Below are 18,649 nucleotides of genomic sequence, written 5' to 3'. Positions count from 1 at the left end.
CATTTTATTATTTATTACTTAAAACAATTAAGGGAAGTTAACACCTCCCTTAATTGTTTATTGCTTACTCGTTCCACAAACGATCAAAAATCTTCTTTGCTGGTCTTAGCTAAACTCTGCAACAAGATAGCTTTGAGCATTGAGAACACTATTAGCGTCGAAAATGTGATAACAACTCTGTTGTAATCGCTTTATTATGATCAGTAATTTGAGTTTTTTTGGTTTTAGACGGATTAGGATCGATACGTTCAATCTTTATAGCCTTAAATTTCCCCTGATTATCTACAGCGAGAAATTTCACTTTTTCATTTCTTTTCGGCTCCCCTTCTGATGCAGGAAAATCCGAAATATGAAAGAAAATATCTCCTTCAGCCGTTCCAATAAAACCAAATCCTTTGTCAGGATCATATTGTTTAACTTTTCCGGTATAAAACTCTTGCTTCATGATCTTTACCTTACTTTTTCAATACTGTTCTTACAGCAGAAAATTAAAAAGAGACTTTCAATCCGCCCTCAAAACTTTACGGTTTGATTAAGTCTCTTTTTATCGTTATTTCAAAAATTAGTCTTTTTGGACACTACCAAAAATTTTATCGCCCGCATCGCCTAAACCAGGAACAATATAGCCCTGTTCATTTAAGCCATTATCAATAGATGCTGTATAAATCTGTACATCTGGATGAGCTGCTTCAACTTTAGCAACACCTTCTGGGGCAGCAACTAATACCATAACACGTATATCTTTACAGCCACTTGCCTTTAACACATCAATTGCAGCAACTAATGAGTTACCTGTTGCCAACATTGGATCGATAATCATTGCAAGACGATTAGCAACATCTGGAACTAGTTTTTTATAATAAGTACGAACTTCTAATGTTTCTTCATTACGTTCAAGACCTAAAACACTAACCTTAGCACTTGGAATCAGATTAAGTACACCATCTAGCATACCAATTCCTGCACGTAAAATCGGTACAATCGTTATTTTTTTACCAGCAATACGCTGAGTAGTAACAGTTCCGGCCCATCCATTAATTTCACAATCCACAACTGGTAAATCTTTTGTTGCTTCATACGTCAATAACATAGTCACTTCCTGAGCAAGCTCACGGAAATTCTTAGTACTGATGTCAGAACGACGTAACAAACCTAATTTATGACGAATAAGTGGGTGACGAATTTCTTGAATGGCCACAGATGTTACCTAAAAATATAAAAACGTATTTATTATAATCTTTTTTTAATGCCCAATAAAAAAAAGCCTCCAGATTTGGAGGCTTTTTTGTACACTAGGATTATTGTTGTTGTGAAAGCATGAAATGTAGTGGAGATAAAATTTCTGCTTTTAATGCCAAATTAATCATTGGATCTGGGTAAACACCCAAAATAATAACTAATGCAGCAGCAGCCAATACCATTAAACCACCTACTTTTTGACCCCAATGAGCATCTGCATCAATACGAGGAGTTTCTGGTGGTGTCATATACATTACAACCATCACACGTAAGTAATAGTACAAACCAATACCACTACCCACAATAATCATTGCAGCCAAGAACCAGTGTTGAGTTGTTACAGCAGCCATTACCACTAAGAACTTACCAATGAAGCCCGCTGTTAATGGAATACCAGCCAAAGATAACATCATGACTGTTAACGTTGCTGTAAGTACTGGACGACGCCAGAACAAACCACGGTAGTCTGCAAGACTTTGCGCTTCATCTACGTTGTTATATGGGCTAGACATTAACGCTACCGCACCAAAAGCACCGATAGTTGTTAATACATAAGACACCACATATACAGTTACGCTACCCAAGCTCGCATAAGTCATGCTAATTAAAGCAATTAACAAATAACCAAAATGAGCAATAGATGAATAACCAAGAATACGTTTTAAGTTAACTTGACGAACAGCGAGTAAGTTACCAACTAAAATCGACAATACTGCAATGATTGTCAAAATAGTGACTAACGAATCCACCATAATTGCGCCTGAAGCAAGCATATAGCGCACGAACAAACCAATGGTTGCAACTTTAGCAGCGGTCGCCAAGAAAGTTGCCATTGGCGCTGGTGCACCTGCATATACATCTGGTGTCCATTTATGGAACGGCGCAAGCGATAATTTAAACGCAACAGCAAAGATAATGAGTGCTAAACCTAATAACACCATTGGCTGTTTGATTGCACCAAATAACGCCTGTACAGAATCATAGAATGAAAGCGAACCAGTATATGCATAGATATATGCCATACCCATCAACAACATTGCAGAAGCTGTCGCTGAAAGTACAAGATATTTAATACCAGCTTCAAGTGAACTACTACGTTGATAAGTATAAGCAAGTAAGCCATATACAGGAATCGACATTAACTCAAGGCTAATGAAGAACGATGCATAGTGAGAACTTGCAACCATCAACATTGCACCTGCTACTGAAGCAAGTAACAAAAGATATAGTTCTTCGCGGTTATCTTTATAAGTTTCGATGTAAGCATGAGACAAAGTACAACAAGCCAATGCCGCAATCAAAATCATAAATTGATAGAACATGGTAAATGGATCAACCATAAACATGCCCATCACATTTGCCGGTACAAACTTACCGCCAAATACTGCAAATAAAATATAAAGTGCAGCTAGGTTTAGACCAACAACAGAAGTTGTTGCGATTAAATTATGATTACGCTTAATAGAAATTAACAGCATGACGACGATTGTTGTCAAAGCAACAATCATCACCGGAGCTAAAGGCATAAGCGTAGAGAGTGATACTGTGAAGTTCATGATTATTGGATCTCCACATGGTCAAGTTGAGTAGCTGTTTGCTGAACAGTTTCAACGACTTCTTGAACTGGCATATAACTATTGACCAACCACTGCATGCTTGAATGAGACATATCCAAGAATGTTTGTGGGTAGATACCAAGCCAAACGAGACCAATCGCACAAATCATCAAAATACCAACTTCACGAGCAGATAAGTCTTTTAGTGGACTAGTGTAGTGTTGCTTTTGTTCAGGGTTTGGTTCACCAAATAAAGCACGGTGAATCAAGATCAAGCCATATAAGCCTGCAAATACAAGGCTGATAGAAGCAAGAATCGTGAAGACAGGATATTTATTAAATGAACCCATCAAAATCAGGAATTCACCAATAAAGTTACCCAAACCTGGCACGCCTACAAGAGCAGCTACAAAGAACATCAAGAAAAATGGCAAGTACTGAAGCTGGCCACGAAGACCACCCATTAAACGTAAATCACGTGTATGTAAACGTTCGTAGATCTGACCAGACATAATGAACAATGCAGCTGATGACAAACCATGTGCCAACATCATGATCATTAGACCTTGGAAGGTCAAAATGTTACCTGCGTAAATTGCAAGTAAAATAAAGCCCATGTGTGAAATCGACGTATACGCAAGTAAACGTTTCATGTCAGTTTGCTGGTAAGCACACCATGCGCCGTAGAAAATACCAATTAAACCGAAAATAATCGCAATATCTGCAAACTGAGCAGAAGCTGTCGGGAAGAATGGAATTACAAAACGAAGCAAGCCATAGGCAGCTGTCTTAATCAAGATACCCGCCAAGTCTACAGAACCTGCTGTAGGAGCTTGAGCATGCGCATCCGGCAACCAACCATGTAATGGAAACACTGGTAACTTCACGGCAAAACCGATGAAGAAACAGATCATGAAACCATAAGCTAGGTTCGCAGGTAAGTGGTTGGCTACAGCTAATAAATAGTTGTAATCGAAACCGATCATGCCTGTCATCATGTAGCCATAAACTACAAGACCAAGGATACCGATTAACATCACTAAACCAGCGATCTGCGTGTAAAGGAAGAACTTGGTAGCTGCGTAAACACGTGAACGACCGTTTGAACCTTTATGACCCCATAACGCAATCAAGAAGTAGATTGGTACAAGCATCATCTCCCAGAAGAAGAAGAACAAGAACAGGTCAATCGCTAAGAATACACCGATAACGCCACCTAAACTCCATAAGAGGTTTAAGTGGAAGAAACCAACGTTCTTTTGAATTTCGCCCCATGAACAACCAACAGCAAGTACACCAAGTAACGCTGTTAATAACACCATGAGTAAAGATAAGCCATCCACAGCAAGGTGAATGCCAATACCGAGTGATTGAATCCACGGTAAATAGAACTCAGCAGACCAAGTTGGGATTTTTGAACCCAACTCATAGCTATAAGTTCCACTTTGCCAAAGTGCAAGACCTAAGCCCAAAGTAATGAGCATACCAATTAAGGCAATCCAGCGTGGCAAAGTTTTGTCGAGCTTATCGACTAACCAACAAATAAAACCAGCAATGAACGGAACAAGAATCAGCGCGGGTAAAATTAAATTGTTTTCCATTTTATTTCCCCACTACCTGAATAACGATCAAGATCATCAATAACACCACTACACCGAGTGACATACTTGATGCGTATTCACGCAATGAACCAGTTTGACGTGAGCTTGTAAAACTATTTCCGCCTTTCACAAGTGCAGGAAGAACTAGCCACAAACTGTCAATCGGATCACGGCCAAAGATTTTGGCGAAGAATAAATAAGGTTTAACAAAAACGATGTCATACAATGCATCAAAACCAAAAGCAGTACGGCAAATATGTGCCAGACCTGCACCCAAACTTGTTTGAGCGAATGATTTCACTGCACCATAAGCAAATGTAAATAATGCTATACCAACAACTAGACCAACTAGCGCAATGCCTACTGCTAAATGCTCTGCCCCATGCATGCCTTCTACAAATTGTTCAGCCACATGGAATTCAGGAATTTTTGCAGTATTAAGAATACCAGCTACAGGTGCTTTTAATACGGCACCAACAAAAGTAGACAGTACAGCTAAAATGCCCAATGGAGCCCAGTACGTTGCACCTTTAATTTCATGGTAAGGCGTGTTTTCTTGACCAAAGAATACAACCCAGATTAAACGGAATGTATAAATTGAAGTCAGGAATGCACCTGCTACACCCACCCAATATAAGGTGTGGTATAAAGCAACTGATTGGCCTTGTACCCAAACTTCACCAAGAATCGCATCTTTAGAGAAGAAGCCAATCGTCAAGAATGGAATCGCTGCTAATGCGCCGCCACCGATCGCGAAACAAGCAAATAGGAATTTGTTACGTTTGAACAAGCCACCCATTTTGAAAATGTTTTGCTCGTGGTGGTAAGCTAGAATCACCGCACCAGAAGACAAGAATAATAATGCCTTAAAGAATGCGTGGGCCAACATGTGGAACAAACCAGCTTGATAAGCTTCCGCACCTACAGCCATAAACATATAGCCAAGCTGACTCATTGTTGAGTAAGCCAAGATACGTTTGATGTCTGTTTGAACCAGTGCAGCAAAACCTGCAACTAGCAAAGTTACGGCACCTGTTACCGAAATGAATTGCATCACTTCAGGCGCAAGTTCAAATACGCTGAATAGACGGCAGCATAAATACACACCAGCCGTTACCATTGTTGCAGCGTGGATTAATGCAGAAACAGGTGTTGGACCTGCCATTGCATCTGCCAACCATGTTTGTAATGGAATTTGAGCAGATTTACCAGCCGCACCCAAGAACAACATTAATGCAGTCCAGATCGTAAGTGACGAACTCTTCGTCATTACTTCTGCTGCGTGTTCAACGATGTACTGAGTATTCAACGTACCAAATTGTTGGTAAAGCAAGAATAAAGCAATAAGTAAGAATACGTCACCTACACGGGTAACTGTAAATGCTTTGATCGCAGCCCAACCATTTGCAGGGTTTGCATAATAGAAACCGATAAGCAAATAAGAACAAAGACCTACGCCTTCCCAACCTAAGAATAACAACGCTAAGTTGTCACCCAATACAAGCACAAGCATGCTGGCAACAAATAGGTTGAAATAAGAGAAGAAGCGCGCATAACCTTCTTCACCGCGCATGTACCATGATGCAAAGATGTGGATTAAGAAACCAACACCCGTAACCATGCCCATCATGAGTAAAGATAAGCCATCTAAATGTAAGCTAATGCCCGGCGCAAAACCGCCAACATTGAACCATGTCCACAGATTTTGAACAAAAACTTGCTGACCACTTGTGGTAAATGCCATTCCAGCAATCAATGCAAATAATGCAGATAAACCTACAGAACCCACACCAATAATTGCTGCAACATTCTCAGAGAGTTTGTCTCGTCCTGCCGCCAATAAAATAAAACCGATTAGCGGAAATAATACTGTTAGATATAAATAACTCATCCGCGCATCTCACTAGCAGCATCCACATCCAAGTGATGGAAGCGATGATAGAACTGAAGGACAATCGCAAGACCGATACATGCCTCTGCTGCTGCAAGGGTCAAAATCAGAATGAACATAACTTGTCCATCTGGTTGTGCCCATACGCTACCCGCAAGAACAAATGCCAATGCAGCAGCATTCATCATGACCTCAAGGCTCATTAACATAAATAATAGGTTGCGTCGCACCATTACACCGTAAAAACCGAGTGCAAAAAGGATGGTTGCAACAATCAAACCATGTTCTAAAGGAATCTGGCCCATTATTCTTTTTCCTCTTCTGCACCTGGTTCACGTTTACCTAAGTGGTATGCTGCAACAAGGGCTGCTAGCAATAACATCGCGGCAACTTCAACCAATAGTAAATAGTGAGTAAAGAGTGCTTGACCAACTACTTTTGGTCCAATCACTTGTGCCCCAAGTGGTGCTGAAATTGTGGTGTATTCACCACCAAGCATCCAAACCAAAAGCAAGCCGAGTAAGAAACTCATGAGTGCTGGATATGCCCAAGCATCTGAAGAAAGCCATTTACGTTCTTGTTCTACAGTGTGTTGACCTAAATTCAACATCATCACCACGAAGACAAACAGAACCATAATTGCTCCGGCATAAACAATGATTTCAAGAGCACCTGCAAAAGGCGCCCCCACGATCATGAAAATACCAGCAACAGCAAGCAATGAAACAATTAGACTAAGTAAAGCATGTACAGGGTTCGTGTTAGTCACTACACGAACCGTAGAAACGATGGCCACGAGTGCCATCAAATAAAACGGCCACATCATGGTAATAGACTCCGTACATCGATTGGTGCACTTTCTTTCTGCGCCTGACCTTTCTCTTTACCGTTAATCGCCATACCAGCTACACGGTAGAAGTTGTAGTCTGGGTATTTACCCGGACCTGAAATGAGTAAGTTTTCTTTCTCATAAACCAAGTCTTGACGTACATATTCACCAAGTTCGAAATCTGGTGTCATCTGAATCGCAGTTGTTGGACAAGCTTCTTCACACATACCGCAGAAAATACAGCGTGAAAAGTTGATACGGAAAAATTCCGGATACCAACGTCCATCTTCTGTTTCTGCTTTTTGTAATGAGATACAGCCAACCGGACACGCAACCGCACATAGGTTACATGCCACACAACGCTCTTCCCCATCTGGGTCACGCGTCAACACAATACGACCACGAAAGCGTGGCGGCACAATCTGTTCAGCCGGTACTTCTGGATATAAAATCGTGTCACGTTTACGCGTTACATGGCTAAATACCATAAATAACGAACGTACAATCGATCCGAATCCAGCTAGAAATTTATACATTTTGTACTCCCTGCTGTCCTAGGCCTGATTCATCAGAATCACAGCACCAGTCACTAACAAGTTGACCAACGCCAATGGCAAACAAATTTTCCAACCAAAGTTCATGACTTGGTCATAACGTGGACGCATTAAAGAACCACGAGCCAAAACAAACATCATTACAAAGAATGCTGTTTTAATCACAAACCAGAATACTGGCGGAACAAATGGAATTTCTAAATTGAATGGCGCTAACCAGCCACCGAAGAATAAAGTTACGATCAATGCAGAAATAAGTACCACGTTGACATATTCAGCAACGAAGAACATACCCCATTTCATACCACCATATTCAACATGGTAACCTTCAGCCAATTCTTGTTCTGCTTCCGGTTGGTCAAATGGATGACGGTGAGTTACCGCAACACCAGCAACCACAAAAATCAAGAAACCTAAGAATTGTGGAATGACGAACCAAACATCGCGTTGTGCTTCAACAATTTCACGAAGGTTAAATGAGCCTGCAATTGCAACCACACCCATCAATGAGATACCCAAGAACACTTCATAAGAAATGGTTTGAGCAGCTGAACGTAAACCACCAAGCAATGAGTATTTGTTATTTGAAGCCCAGCCACCAAACAATACTGCATAGACTGCAATACCAGCCATTGCCATGAAGAACAACAAACCGATACTCATGTCGGCAACACCCAGTGAAGGACTCACTGGGATAACCATAAATGAAAGAACCGCTGTTGCCATTGCAACAGCTGGTGCTAAACGGAATGTAAGCTTGTCAGCAAATTTTGGTGTCCAGTCTTCTTTGAACATGATCTTGAGCATGTCGGCAACGATCTGGAACATACCACCAGGACCAACACGGTTTGGACCATAACGGTCTTGCCATAAAGCAAGCAAACGACGTTCAATAAAAGACATCAACGCTGCAACTAAAACAACCACAAGCAAAATCACAACTGCTTGAACTACAGCATAGGCAATTGGCCAGTTCTCAGCCCAAAGTGGCGTTTGACGTATAATTTCTTGATTCATGAATTACACTCCTAAAGCCACTGAAACAGGCTCAGCTAGTGACACCATTGGTGCTAAACCAACTGGGTAACCAATATAACCTGTAGGTAAATATTCAATTACTTGTACAGGCAAGCTCACACTGGTTTCGCCTGCTTTTACTGTAATGCGTTGACCTTCTTGAAGGTTCAAACGAGTTGCATCTTGTTCGCCCACTGCAAACATAGCTTCTGGAATACGAGTTTCCATTGCAGGTGTTTTAATAGTGAATTCACCAGAACCAAAAATATGATGCATTGGTACTAAGCGGAAACTTTCAGGGTTTGCAACTACCGCTACTGGAGCTACATAGCTACGTGCAGGACGTTTTGCCAAGCGATCGAATAAACGAATACCTGAATCACCACCTTTTAAGTGACCACCCACTTCATCTTGGTATTTGTTCCAAGATTGTGGAGAGTTCCAGCCCGGAGCCCATGCAAATGGTACTAATGATGATGCTTTTTGAGGACCAACATAACCTTCCATTGAGAATGTTAATGCTGAATCTAGATCTGTAGGCTGTTTAGGCTCATGAACCGATAACGGCGCACGCATTGCTGTACGACCTGAGTAACGACGTGGTTCACGTGCAATTTTCAAACCATGTACACGGTAACCTGCATCAGGCGCCACATCTTGAATAGCTTCAAGTACTGGTACATTTTTTACGATGCTTTCAATCACATCATCAAGCAATGTCCAGTCTACGGCTTTACCTTTAATGCCAGTTTCAATGGCATGTAACCAACGCCATGATTCTTTAATTGCATATTCAGGTTTGTAGTAACTTGGATCGTAAACTTGATAGAAACGCTGTGCACGACCTTCTTGGCTTACAACAGTACCGTCACCTTCGGCAAAGCTTGCTGCTGAAAGTACAATATCAGCCTGTTTCACAGTTTCAGTTTCACTGTGATCAAGCACAATTACTGTTTCAGCTTTATCAAGTGCAGCCTGCACTTGTACAGCAGGTAAGCGACGGAACAAGTCATTTTCAACAATAACAAGTGTGTCGTAGTCTTGAGCAAATGCTTGTTCAAGGCTTAAGCCACCAAACAATGCTAAGCCCATCGAGTTCACTTCAGGAACCACAAGACTTAAACCAGCTTTAGAACCTAAGTTCTGAGTCAACTCAGCCGCAGCTTCCATAATAGAAGCATCTTGCAAGCTAGTACCCGCAATGATTAATGGCTTGTTTGCTGCTTTTAACGTATCAGCAATGGTTTGAGCAAATGCTTTTGCATCGTCATCTAAACCATTCACTGTTTCGCCTTTCACTGCCGCAGCTACTGCAAAACCTAAACGAGCAATGTCATTTGGAGAAGCAACAACTTCACCAGTTGCAACATCGGCAAGACGAGTTTGAGTTGCAGCCAAGATATAGATCGGAGATTTTGCTTCTTGACCAATACGTTGTACAGGCTCAGCCAACCAGTCTGGGGTACGTGTTTTTGCAGCCATTTCACGAGCTTTGTTTTTCGCAGCTTGACGAACTGACAAGGCCATACGTGGTGCAGTTTGAGTCAGGTCTTCACCTAAAATCAAGACTGCATCATAGCTTTCGATTTCACGCATGTTCGGGTTGTAAATGCCCTCTGTTTGCATGATAGATGCAGCAAGTTCAACAAGTTTTTGCTCTTTTTGTGCAACACCAGTTGAGTAATTTGCCTGACCTACAAGCTCACGTAATGCATAGTTCGATTCCAAGCTTGCGCGCGGAGAACCGATACCCAAAACTTTTTTGCCTTGAAGCTTCGCAATCGTTTGATCTAAAGCTTGATCAACAGAAACAGTTGCAACAGTTTCACCGTTACGGAACTGAGGCTGACGTGGACGGTCTGCACGGTTTACATAACCTGTGCCAAAACGACCTTTATCACAAAGGAAGTACTGGTTAACCGAACCATTAAAACGGTTTTCTACGCGACGGATTTCACCATAACGTTCACCCGGAGAAATGTTACAACCAGAAGAACAGCCTTGACACACGCTTGGTGCATACTGCATGTCCCATTTACGGTTATAACGCTCTGAATGAGTCTTATCAGTGAATACACCTGTTGGACATACTTCAGTCAAGTTACCCGAGAATTCAGATTCTAAAGTACCTGATTCTGGACGACCAAAGTAAACACGAGATGCATTGGCATACACACCAAAGTCCGTACCGCCCGCATAGTCGTTGTAGTAACGAACACAACGGTAACAAGCAATACAGCGGTTCATTTCATGTGCAATGAATGAGCCGAGTTCTTGGTTGTAATGCGTACGTTTTGTAAAACGGTAGCGACGACGGTCATGACCAGTCATCACAGTCATATCTTGTAAATGACAGTGACCACCCTCTTCACAGACTGGACAGTCGTGTGGGTGATTCGTCATCAAAAATTCAACAATAGATGCACGGAAATCTGTTGCTTCTTTGTCTTCAATAGAGATATAGGTATTGTCAGATGCTGGTGTCATGCATGACATGACCAAACGACCACGCGTATCTTCTGGATTCGCATATTGCGTAACAGCACATTGACGGCAAGAACCAACCGAACCTAAGGATGGATGCCAACAAAAATATGGGATGTCGATGCCCAGACTCAAACATGCTTGTAGCAAGTTTTCCGAGCCGTTGACTTCATACGATTTTCCATCGACATGAATTGTAGCCATAAGTCGAATTCCTTAAGCTTGTTCTACGTTGCTGGTTTGCACGACAGGACGAGTCGTCACTTTCGCTTCAAACTCACCACGGAAATGTTTGAGTGCGCCCATAAGCGGCTCCATCGCACCTGGTGCGTGGGCACAGAAAGTTTTACCAATCCATAATTTACGAGTCAATTCTTGTAAATGATCGATATCTTCTTTCTTACCTTCGCCTACTTCAAGTGCTTTAAGCGCTTTAACAGCCCATGGTAAACCATCACGACATGGTGTACAGAAACCACATGATTCGCGCGCAAAGAACTCTTCTAAGTTACGAGTGAGCGATACCATACATTGAGTTTCGTCAACCACCATCAATAAACATGTTCCCAAACGAGAACCTGCTTTCATAATCGTGTCAGCATCCATTGGTAAATCAATGGTATCAGCCGGTAAAAAGTCAGTTGAAGCACCACCTGGTAACCATGCTTTAAGCTTTAAGCCCTCACGCATACCACCAGCATGATCTTCAATCACTTCACGTGCAGTTGTACCAAATGGCAACTCCCAAAGACCTGGGAATTTTACTTTACCTGATGCACCATAAATTTTAGTACCTGGGTCTTTTGATTTACCTGCTGATAAACCGATATACCACTCTGGACCACGAAGCATAATTGCTGGCAAGTTGTTATAAGTTTCAACGTTGTTCACAATTGTTGGACGGCCCCATGCACCTGCAACTTGCGGGAACGGCGGCTTGGTACGTGGGTTTGCACGACGGCCTTCGAGTGAGTTAATCAATGCAGTTTCTTCACCACAGATATAACGCCCTGCACCCGTATGCACATGCAAGTCAAAATTCCAGCCAGAACCTAAAATGTTTTCGCCTAAATAACCTTTAGCACGAATCTGTTCTAATGCTTCATTTAAGTATTGAGCTGCCTCAATATATTCACCACGGATAAAGATATAACCTTGAGTTGCCTCTAAGGTATAACCCGCAATCAACATACCTTCGATCAATTGATGTGGAAGTTTTTCCATCAACAAACGGTCTTTAAAAGTACCCGGCTCCATTTCGTCGGCATTACAGATCAAATAACGTGGACCACCATCATTTGGTGCCATTAATGACCATTTAATACCCGCTGGGAAACCCGCACCACCACGACCTTTTACAGTTGCAGCTTTAATGACATCTAACACTTCAGCAGGTTTCATGCCTAATGCTTTTTTAAAGCCAGCATAACCTTCAAGTGCTTCGTAATCATCAGCACCACGAACTTCTTCACGTTTACTTAAACGCCAAGTGAGCGGATGAGTTTCTGGATTACCGTCGCCATAAATTGGTTTTGGTTCAGTATTCATACATACTTCTCCAATAACTGTTTAATTGATGTCACTTCGACTAAACCGTGAGTATCTTCATCAATCATTAAAGTTGGGCCTTTGTCGCAGTTGCCTAGGCAGCAAATTGGAAGCAGTGTAAAACGACCATCTGGTGTCGTTTGACCATACTGAATTCCTAATTCGCGCTGGAATGCTTCAGCAAGTGTTTCTGCACCCATTAAGAAGCAAGCAATTGAGTCACAAAGCAAAATCACGTGACGACCTACCGGGTGGCGATAGATACGGTTGTAAAATGTTGCAACACCTTCCAAATCAGCAACACTCATCGACAATAACTGTGCGATGGCATTCATTTGAGCGTCATCTACCCAACCATTACGGCGTTGTACACACTTCAATGCATCCAAAGAGGCTGCACGAGGGTATGGATAGTGACCAATGTGATGTTCGATGTCGTGAATTTCTTCCGCAGTCAAAATCCCTTCAACATTCACACGTGGCTTTTTATCAGTCAAAATCATCATTATGTGTTACCTCTTAGCGATCCACGTCAGCCATAACCACGTCAATGGTCGCCAGATAAATGATTAAGTCAGATACCAAACTGCCGTTAATTACTGCAGGCATTTGCTGTAAGTGAGTAAACGTCGGTGTACGAATACGAGTACGATAACTCATCGTCGATTTATCTGAAGTCAAGTAATACGTACTTGCACCTTTAACCACTTCAGTCATAAATGATGACTCGCCCGCTGGCATGACAGGACCCCATGAAACGCTCAAGAAGTGCGTAATCAAGGTTTCAATATCTTGTAATGTCTTATCTTTCGGTGGTGGAACAGCCAATGGATGATCCGCTTTATATGGACCAGAAGGCATGTTATCCAAACACTGTTGAATAATTTTTAACGACTCAGTAATTTCACGGAAGTGAACGAGTACACGTGCATATGCATCGCCTTCATACTCAACTGGCACATCAAAATCGAAGTTTTCATAGCCACTGTATGGACGATATTTACGAACGTCAAAATCGATACCTGTCGCACGTAAACCAGTACCTGTCACACCCCATGCGAGTGCAGACTTGGCATCGTATTGTGCAACGTTACGCGTACGACCAATAAACACAGAGTTTTTCAATGCTGCTGTGTAGTATTCGTTTAAGCGCTTAGGCATCCACTCTAGCAATTCTTTAACAAGTTTTTGCCAGTTGTTTGGAAGATCGTGTGCTGTACCACCAATACGGAACCATGCTGGATGCATACGGTAACCCGTAATTGCTTCAACAATGTCGTAAACTTTTTGACGGTCTGCGAACATATAGAATACTGGTGTCATACCACCGGCATCCTGAATTGCCGTACCACAGAACAACAAGTGGTTATTAATACGGAACAATTCGTTCAACATGACACGAATGACTTGAGCACGTTCAGGAACTTTGATTCCTGCCATTTGCTCTACAGCCATCACATACGGCATGTTCTGAGCACAACCACCTAAGTAGTCGACACGGTCTGTATAAGGAATGAAAGAATGCCATGTTTGACGTTCAGCCATCTTTTCCACACCACGGTGGTGATAACCGATATCAGGAACACAGTCCTTAACTTCTTCACCATCTAACTGCAATACAACACGGAACGCACCATGTGCAGATGGATGGTTAGGACCCAAGTTCAGGAACATAAAGTCTTCGTCAGCATTACCGCGTTTAAGACCCCAGTCTTCTGGCACAAAACGTAAGTGCTCTTGTTCAAAGTCTTGTTTCGCTTTGTCTTGCATGTACGGCGTATATTCTGTCGCACGTGCTGAATATTCTTTACGTAACGGATGACCTTCCCAATACGTTGGCAACAAGATACGACGGAGCATTGGATGCCCTTCGAAATTGATACCGAACATATCGTAAGCTTCACGTTCATACCAGTTGGCATTTGGCCAGATATTGGTCGCTGTCGGAAGGTTAAGATCATTTTCGTTCAAGGCAACCTTGATACGAATGTCACTATTACGCTCAAGCGATAATAAATGATAGAACACAGTGAAGTCAGATGCTGGTAAACCATCACGATGAACACGTAAACGCTCATCCATCGCAGATAAGTCAAACAGCATTACATATGGACGTTCCACTTTACGTAGGAACATAAGGACTTCTTGCACGCGTGCGCGCTCAACCCAGACTGTTGGAAACTCTTCAAAAGTCGCCTGCACGTAAAAGTTCTCACCAAATTTGGTTTTGAGTTCTTCTACGATTGCAAATGCTGGGCGTGAATCAACTGGTGTTGACTCTGGCATAGCAATGTCAGTTTCAGCCATTGGCTTGGCTTCCTATTTAATACAAATTCTGTCAATTTTCTCGATGAACATATCGGTTAGATATGTCAAAGCACCGTCAAAAAATTATTTAATCTCATCCATAGAGCGTAAGTTTTTAACGGCAATACGCTGCGCATTCTTACGGTCACGTTCTGGCATCATCTTTGGCTTATACACTGGCTGAAGATCATCACCGATCACGGCAGAAAGCGGGCGTCGCTCTAATTGAATCTGGTCTTGTAAAAGCATTAAAGCTTGAATTAACGCTTCAGGACGAGGTGGACAACCTGGGACGTACACGTCAACAGGAATAATTTTGTCTACACCTTGTACTACTGAATAGATGTCGTACATACCTCCAGAGTTTGCACAAGCACCCATCGAGATGACCCATTTAGGCTCTAACATCTGTTCATATAGACGCTGAATAACTGGTGCCATTTTTACGAAACAGGTTCCGGCAACAATCATCAAGTCAGCTTGACGAGGTGAAGCACGGATAACCTCGGCGCCGAAACGTGACAAGTCATGCACACCTGTTAAGGTCGTTGCATATTCAACGTAGCAACATGAGGTACCAAAGTTAAATGGCCACAAGGAGTTTTTACGCCCCCAGTTTACTGCTGTATGCAAGACATCCTCTAAACGAGTCATGAATACGTTTTTATTCACTTCCTCTTCTAGTGGATCTGTCACGATTTGACGTTCTTGCAATGGGTATTGATCAGCATCCGGATTCGCGCGGGTCAGAGTATATTTCATCCCGACTTACTCCTTTTCAGATGACAATGCAGGTGTAGTTTTTGACTTAACACGACCTGATGATTGAGCTGGAATCTGGCCTGTAGGGTCAGTTACGAGCTCTTCAATAGAGTTAAAGCGTGTAATTTCAGCAATGTTCATTGTTGGCGAACCGATTTTAATCACCTCACCTGCTGATTTACGGCGATCTGCTGGTGACCAACTTAAAGCACCTACAGAGAAGGCATAAACAAGCGCAATCAATAAATCAACGACAAAGATTACTACAGTGGTATATCCCAACCACCCTACTTCACGCACAGAAGTAGACCATGCATAGAGGTAAAGTGCCTCTAAGTCGAAGACAACAAAGAAAATTGCAACTAAATAGAACTTTGCAGACAGGCGAATGCGAGCGCCACCAGCACTCACGACACCCGATTCAAACTGCTCTTGCTTAGCACGCCCCCACGATTTCCCCCCGAGGAGTAAGGGAACTGTGAGCATAAAGACGCAAAGAAATGTAACGCCGATCACGAAGGCGATAATCGCCCAGTCGTATGGAGTAATGGCACTCATGCGGGGATAACTCCTGGCAGGCCTATTATTTAACAAAGAATGTATGTATTGGCCTTCAAATACACCAAACACAAAATTAATCCCGCCAATTGTACCTGATTTCTAATTTCGCATGCTAGTTGAAGCGTCTTAGTCTTTCGGATGATTTTCTAAACAAAACTATTCTTCTATGGGTTGTAAGGGGGGTTTCACCACGCATAATCGGTTTATTTAATAGTTTTTTTGTTTATGATGATTTTTTTCATTTTTTAATTTTAGAATAATTACACAGTTCATCGACTATTAAGTTTTTATAACTTACTTTTTTATAATATTAGTTTGTTTTTTATTGTATTCAACTTACCCTCTGAATTATGATGAATGTTTAGTCATACATAATATTTTATTACTCTTGGATAAGAGTGTTTATCATTAAGGGCAGCTGATGCCAGACTCACTTCGTGAATTTTCATTTCCCTCTTCTTTAAAATTTTTTCTCCTGTTTGGCTTCATTATTACGGTATGTTGTTTTATTGGCATCGCATCTCGTCCTTTAAGTTTTCTGGCGTTCTTTTGGCCAGCCAATTCTGTTTTGCTCGGTCTACTCATTCGCTTTCCGAGCACACGTCGACCCAGCACGTTTTTAGGTGCCTACATAGGTTATGTTATTGCTGACCTATTTCAAGGTACTCCATTTGATCTCACACTCGTTTTAACAACGTCAAATTTTATTTATGTTGTTAGTACCCTCGCCCTCTATATGTTTTTTAATCAGCATATTAAAGCGGCCTATCGAGGCTATTCCTACCTCTTTTTATTTGGTCTATGTGGGATAGGTAGCATAGCAGGTGCATTGTTTGCAGCAACTTTTGTGCCTATGTTTAATACTAAATTTATGCTTGGTAATTTGTGGGATGAATTCGGTTACTGGTTCACTTCAGAACTACAAAATGCCCTACTTCTTTTACCGATCATCTTGAACCTGCCTCAATATAGCCAGATAAAGCATTATTTTTCGAGAAATCGTGGTTTAGAAGCAATTGACCTTTTACCTTTTTTGGCTGTCATTATTTCTATTGCCGCCAGCTATTATGATTCCGGCCCTGGTTCGCTCCTCTACCCGATTGCAGCACTCATCTGGTGCGCTATTCGCTACAAACCTATTATTGTTGCACTCATTACGACCTTTACCAGTGCCTATATTATCTATCATGTCTCTGGACATTATCTTTTACTCTATCCGAACGAATATTTAAGCAATACCATCTCAATTCGTATTGGTTTAATCATGATGACGATTGCACCTCTTACCGTCTCTAGCATTAGTGTTTTACATTCAGAATTAATTCAAAAGCTTCAACATGCGATTGCACATGACGAGCTAACCTCTAGTCTTACCCGACGCCAGTTTTTGCAATCGGTCAGATTACTTCAAGAAAAGGTATACAAGGAAAATAAAACCTCAGCATTTTTCATGCTTGATGTAGACCATTTCAAACAAGTTAATGACAACTACGGTCATCAAATAGGCGACCGCGCCCTACAGACTTGTGTCACTACTATTCAAAATATTTTGCATCCTCATGATTTATTGGGCCGCTTTGGCGGTGAAGAATTTGCAATTTTTATTGCAGATACAACCAAGGAGAGTGCTTTTGACCTTGCAGAGCAAATACGAATTAAAATTAGTCAGCAACCGATTTATATTTATGGGAAATTACCAATTTTCATTCAAGTGAGTATTGGCATAAGTTTATATTCCCCATCTTCTCATAGAGCAATTGAAAATTTATTTAAAGAAGCAGATGACGCTTTATATCAAGCAAAACGCCAAGGGCGTAATCGGGTCTTTATATCTCTATAGGTTTTCATTTAATCATCTAGTGTAATGAATTTTATACAATATCCTATATTTTGCCATGTATGCTAATAACAGATAATAAGGAGAAAAATGCATGACTCTAGAATATACGCATAAACCAAACTACTACCTGTTTGCGCAGTTACTTGTGCGACATATAGAAAGCTATATTCACAAACATCCAGATGCTAACAATGCAATTTTTGACTTGCGAGATGTCTATGAAATATTTAGGCAGGATTTTGCGTCAACAACAACAAACCTAGAAGGTATTTTGCATATTGCGGATGAATATAAAATAGAAACGCTTAATGGAGATCAACCTCTTATTCAAAAATACCAGATCGATGCAAAAAATAATTCATTACTGATCGACTTTAATTCCGATGCCTTGAGCAGCTTAAGAAGTGGAAAACCTATTTTGGAACCGGATGCAACTCGATTATAAGCAATGCAATAAAAA

Annotated in this window: 17 protein-coding genes; 2 read left to right on the top strand and 15 right to left on the bottom strand. The window is 41.5% G+C overall.

What is annotated here, in order from left to right; translation table 11 throughout:
• Window positions 1-151: 151 nt before the first annotated feature.
• From ACPF64_RS08005 to ndhC, 15 genes are all read right to left on the bottom strand, one after another.
• Window positions 152-445 carry a cold shock domain-containing protein gene (locus tag ACPF64_RS08005; protein ID WP_005042841.1) on the bottom strand — a complete coding sequence of 98 codons (294 nt, stop codon included), beginning with the start codon at window positions 443-445 and terminating at the stop codon, window positions 152-154.
• Window positions 446-562: 117 nt separating this feature from the next.
• Window positions 563-1,198, bottom strand: a complete 636-nt coding sequence (upp, locus tag ACPF64_RS08000; protein ID WP_003653460.1) for a uracil phosphoribosyltransferase — start codon at window positions 1,196-1,198, stop codon at window positions 563-565.
• A 100-nt stretch (window positions 1,199-1,298) separates the two neighbouring features.
• Window positions 1,299-2,795, bottom strand: a complete 1,497-nt coding sequence (gene nuoN / locus ACPF64_RS07995) for an NADH-quinone oxidoreductase subunit NuoN (protein WP_003653461.1) — start codon at window positions 2,793-2,795, stop codon at window positions 1,299-1,301.
• A 2-nt stretch (window positions 2,796-2,797) separates the two neighbouring features.
• Entirely contained in the window at window positions 2,798-4,396 is a 1,599-nt protein-coding gene (nuoM, locus tag ACPF64_RS07990) for an NADH-quinone oxidoreductase subunit M (protein WP_151744713.1), read from the bottom strand.
• A gap of 1 nt (window position 4,397) precedes the next feature.
• Window positions 4,398-6,287, bottom strand: a complete 1,890-nt coding sequence (gene nuoL, locus ACPF64_RS07985) for an NADH-quinone oxidoreductase subunit L (RefSeq protein WP_003653465.1) — start codon at window positions 6,285-6,287, stop codon at window positions 4,398-4,400.
• The gene (nuoK, locus tag ACPF64_RS07980; RefSeq protein WP_003653467.1) at window positions 6,284-6,592 is read right to left on the bottom strand and encodes an NADH-quinone oxidoreductase subunit NuoK; all 309 of its coding nucleotides are present in this window, start codon (window positions 6,590-6,592) and stop codon (window positions 6,284-6,286) included. Before nuoK ends, nuoL begins: the two co-directional genes overlap by 4 nt.
• Entirely contained in the window at window positions 6,592-7,110 is a 519-nt protein-coding gene (gene nuoJ, locus ACPF64_RS07975) for an NADH-quinone oxidoreductase subunit J (RefSeq protein ID WP_014205902.1), read from the bottom strand. Before nuoJ ends, nuoK begins: the two co-directional genes overlap by 1 nt.
• Entirely contained in the window at window positions 7,110-7,652 is a 543-nt protein-coding gene (nuoI, locus tag ACPF64_RS07970; RefSeq protein WP_003653469.1) for an NADH-quinone oxidoreductase subunit NuoI, read from the bottom strand. Before nuoI ends, nuoJ begins: the two co-directional genes overlap by 1 nt.
• An 18-nt stretch (window positions 7,653-7,670) precedes the next feature.
• A complete protein-coding gene (gene nuoH, locus ACPF64_RS07965) occupies window positions 7,671-8,687 on the bottom strand; it encodes an NADH-quinone oxidoreductase subunit NuoH (RefSeq protein ID WP_003653472.1) in 1,017 nt (338 codons plus the stop codon).
• Between the two features lie 3 nt (window positions 8,688-8,690).
• Window positions 8,691-11,375, bottom strand: a complete 2,685-nt coding sequence (gene nuoG / locus ACPF64_RS07960) for an NADH-quinone oxidoreductase subunit NuoG (protein ID WP_080026389.1) — start codon at window positions 11,373-11,375, stop codon at window positions 8,691-8,693.
• Between the two features lie 12 nt (window positions 11,376-11,387).
• Window positions 11,388-12,719 carry an NADH-quinone oxidoreductase subunit NuoF gene (nuoF, locus tag ACPF64_RS07955; protein WP_003653475.1) on the bottom strand — a complete coding sequence of 444 codons (1,332 nt, stop codon included), beginning with the start codon at window positions 12,717-12,719 and terminating at the stop codon, window positions 11,388-11,390.
• Complete coding sequence (gene nuoE, locus ACPF64_RS07950; protein WP_003653477.1) at window positions 12,716-13,225, bottom strand: NADH-quinone oxidoreductase subunit NuoE; 510 nt, start codon at window positions 13,223-13,225, stop codon at window positions 12,716-12,718. Before nuoE ends, nuoF begins: the two co-directional genes overlap by 4 nt.
• 13 nt (window positions 13,226-13,238) lie before the next feature.
• Complete coding sequence (gene nuoC, locus ACPF64_RS07945; protein WP_016139137.1) at window positions 13,239-15,026, bottom strand: NADH-quinone oxidoreductase subunit C/D; 1,788 nt, start codon at window positions 15,024-15,026, stop codon at window positions 13,239-13,241.
• Window positions 15,027-15,110: 84 nt separating this feature from the next.
• On the bottom strand, window positions 15,111-15,788 hold the full coding sequence (locus tag ACPF64_RS07940; RefSeq protein ID WP_002050353.1) for a NuoB/complex I 20 kDa subunit family protein: 678 nt from the start codon (window positions 15,786-15,788) through the stop codon (window positions 15,111-15,113).
• 6 nt (window positions 15,789-15,794) lie between these two features.
• Window positions 15,795-16,346 (bottom strand): NADH-quinone oxidoreductase subunit A, encoded by a 552-nt coding sequence (gene ndhC, locus ACPF64_RS07935; protein ID WP_311076644.1) that lies wholly within the window; start codon window positions 16,344-16,346, stop codon window positions 15,795-15,797.
• 424 nt (window positions 16,347-16,770) lie between these two features.
• Here ndhC and ACPF64_RS07930 point away from each other — a divergent pair, with 424 nt between their 5' ends.
• Window positions 16,771-18,189, top strand: a complete 1,419-nt coding sequence (locus ACPF64_RS07930; RefSeq protein WP_426455962.1) for a GGDEF domain-containing protein — start codon at window positions 16,771-16,773, stop codon at window positions 18,187-18,189.
• A gap of 91 nt (window positions 18,190-18,280) precedes the next feature.
• Window positions 18,281-18,634 (top strand): hypothetical protein, encoded by a 354-nt coding sequence (locus tag ACPF64_RS07925; protein ID WP_003653485.1) that lies wholly within the window; start codon window positions 18,281-18,283, stop codon window positions 18,632-18,634.
• Window positions 18,635-18,649 lie beyond the last annotated feature (15 nt).

Origin of the sequence: Acinetobacter sp. KB005 (genome assembly GCF_049949095.1) — a bacterium.
GTDB classification, from domain to species: domain Bacteria; phylum Pseudomonadota; class Gammaproteobacteria; order Pseudomonadales; family Moraxellaceae; genus Acinetobacter; species Acinetobacter calcoaceticus.
Note: the sequence above shows the minus strand (reverse complement) of the source record. Positions and strands in the feature narration are given on the sequence as shown.

Excerpts from the sequence above, each read along its gene's own strand:
- nuoF (WP_003653475.1), bottom strand. The coding sequence starts at position 12,719 with ATGAATACTGAACCAAAACCAATTTATGGCGACGGTAATCCAGAAACT.
- ACPF64_RS07930 (WP_426455962.1), top strand. The coding sequence starts at position 16,771 with ATGCCAGACTCACTTCGTGAATTTTCATTTCCCTCTTCTTTAAAATTT.
- nuoN (WP_003653461.1), bottom strand. The coding sequence starts at position 2,795 with ATGAACTTCACAGTATCACTCTCTACGCTTATGCCTTTAGCTCCGGTG.
- ACPF64_RS07925 (WP_003653485.1), top strand. The coding sequence starts at position 18,281 with ATGACTCTAGAATATACGCATAAACCAAACTACTACCTGTTTGCGCAG.
- nuoG (WP_080026389.1), bottom strand. The coding sequence starts at position 11,375 with ATGGCTACAATTCATGTCGATGGAAAATCGTATGAAGTCAACGGCTCG.
- ACPF64_RS08005 (WP_005042841.1), bottom strand. The coding sequence starts at position 445 with ATGAAGCAAGAGTTTTATACCGGAAAAGTTAAACAATATGATCCTGAC.
- ACPF64_RS07940 (WP_002050353.1), bottom strand. The coding sequence starts at position 15,788 with ATGAAATATACTCTGACCCGCGCGAATCCGGATGCTGATCAATACCCA.
- nuoI (WP_003653469.1), bottom strand. The coding sequence starts at position 7,652 with ATGTATAAATTTCTAGCTGGATTCGGATCGATTGTACGTTCGTTATTT.
- ndhC (WP_311076644.1), bottom strand. The coding sequence starts at position 16,346 with ATGAGTGCCATTACTCCATACGACTGGGCGATTATCGCCTTCGTGATC.
- nuoC (WP_016139137.1), bottom strand. The coding sequence starts at position 15,026 with ATGGCTGAAACTGACATTGCTATGCCAGAGTCAACACCAGTTGATTCA.
- nuoK (WP_003653467.1), bottom strand. The coding sequence starts at position 6,592 with ATGGGCCAGATTCCTTTAGAACATGGTTTGATTGTTGCAACCATCCTT.
- nuoE (WP_003653477.1), bottom strand. The coding sequence starts at position 13,225 with ATGATGATTTTGACTGATAAAAAGCCACGTGTGAATGTTGAAGGGATT.
- nuoH (WP_003653472.1), bottom strand. The coding sequence starts at position 8,687 with ATGAATCAAGAAATTATACGTCAAACGCCACTTTGGGCTGAGAACTGG.
- nuoM (WP_151744713.1), bottom strand. The coding sequence starts at position 4,396 with ATGGAAAACAATTTAATTTTACCCGCGCTGATTCTTGTTCCGTTCATT.
- nuoJ (WP_014205902.1), bottom strand. The coding sequence starts at position 7,110 with ATGTGGCCGTTTTATTTGATGGCACTCGTGGCCATCGTTTCTACGGTT.
- nuoL (WP_003653465.1), bottom strand. The coding sequence starts at position 6,287 with ATGAGTTATTTATATCTAACAGTATTATTTCCGCTAATCGGTTTTATT.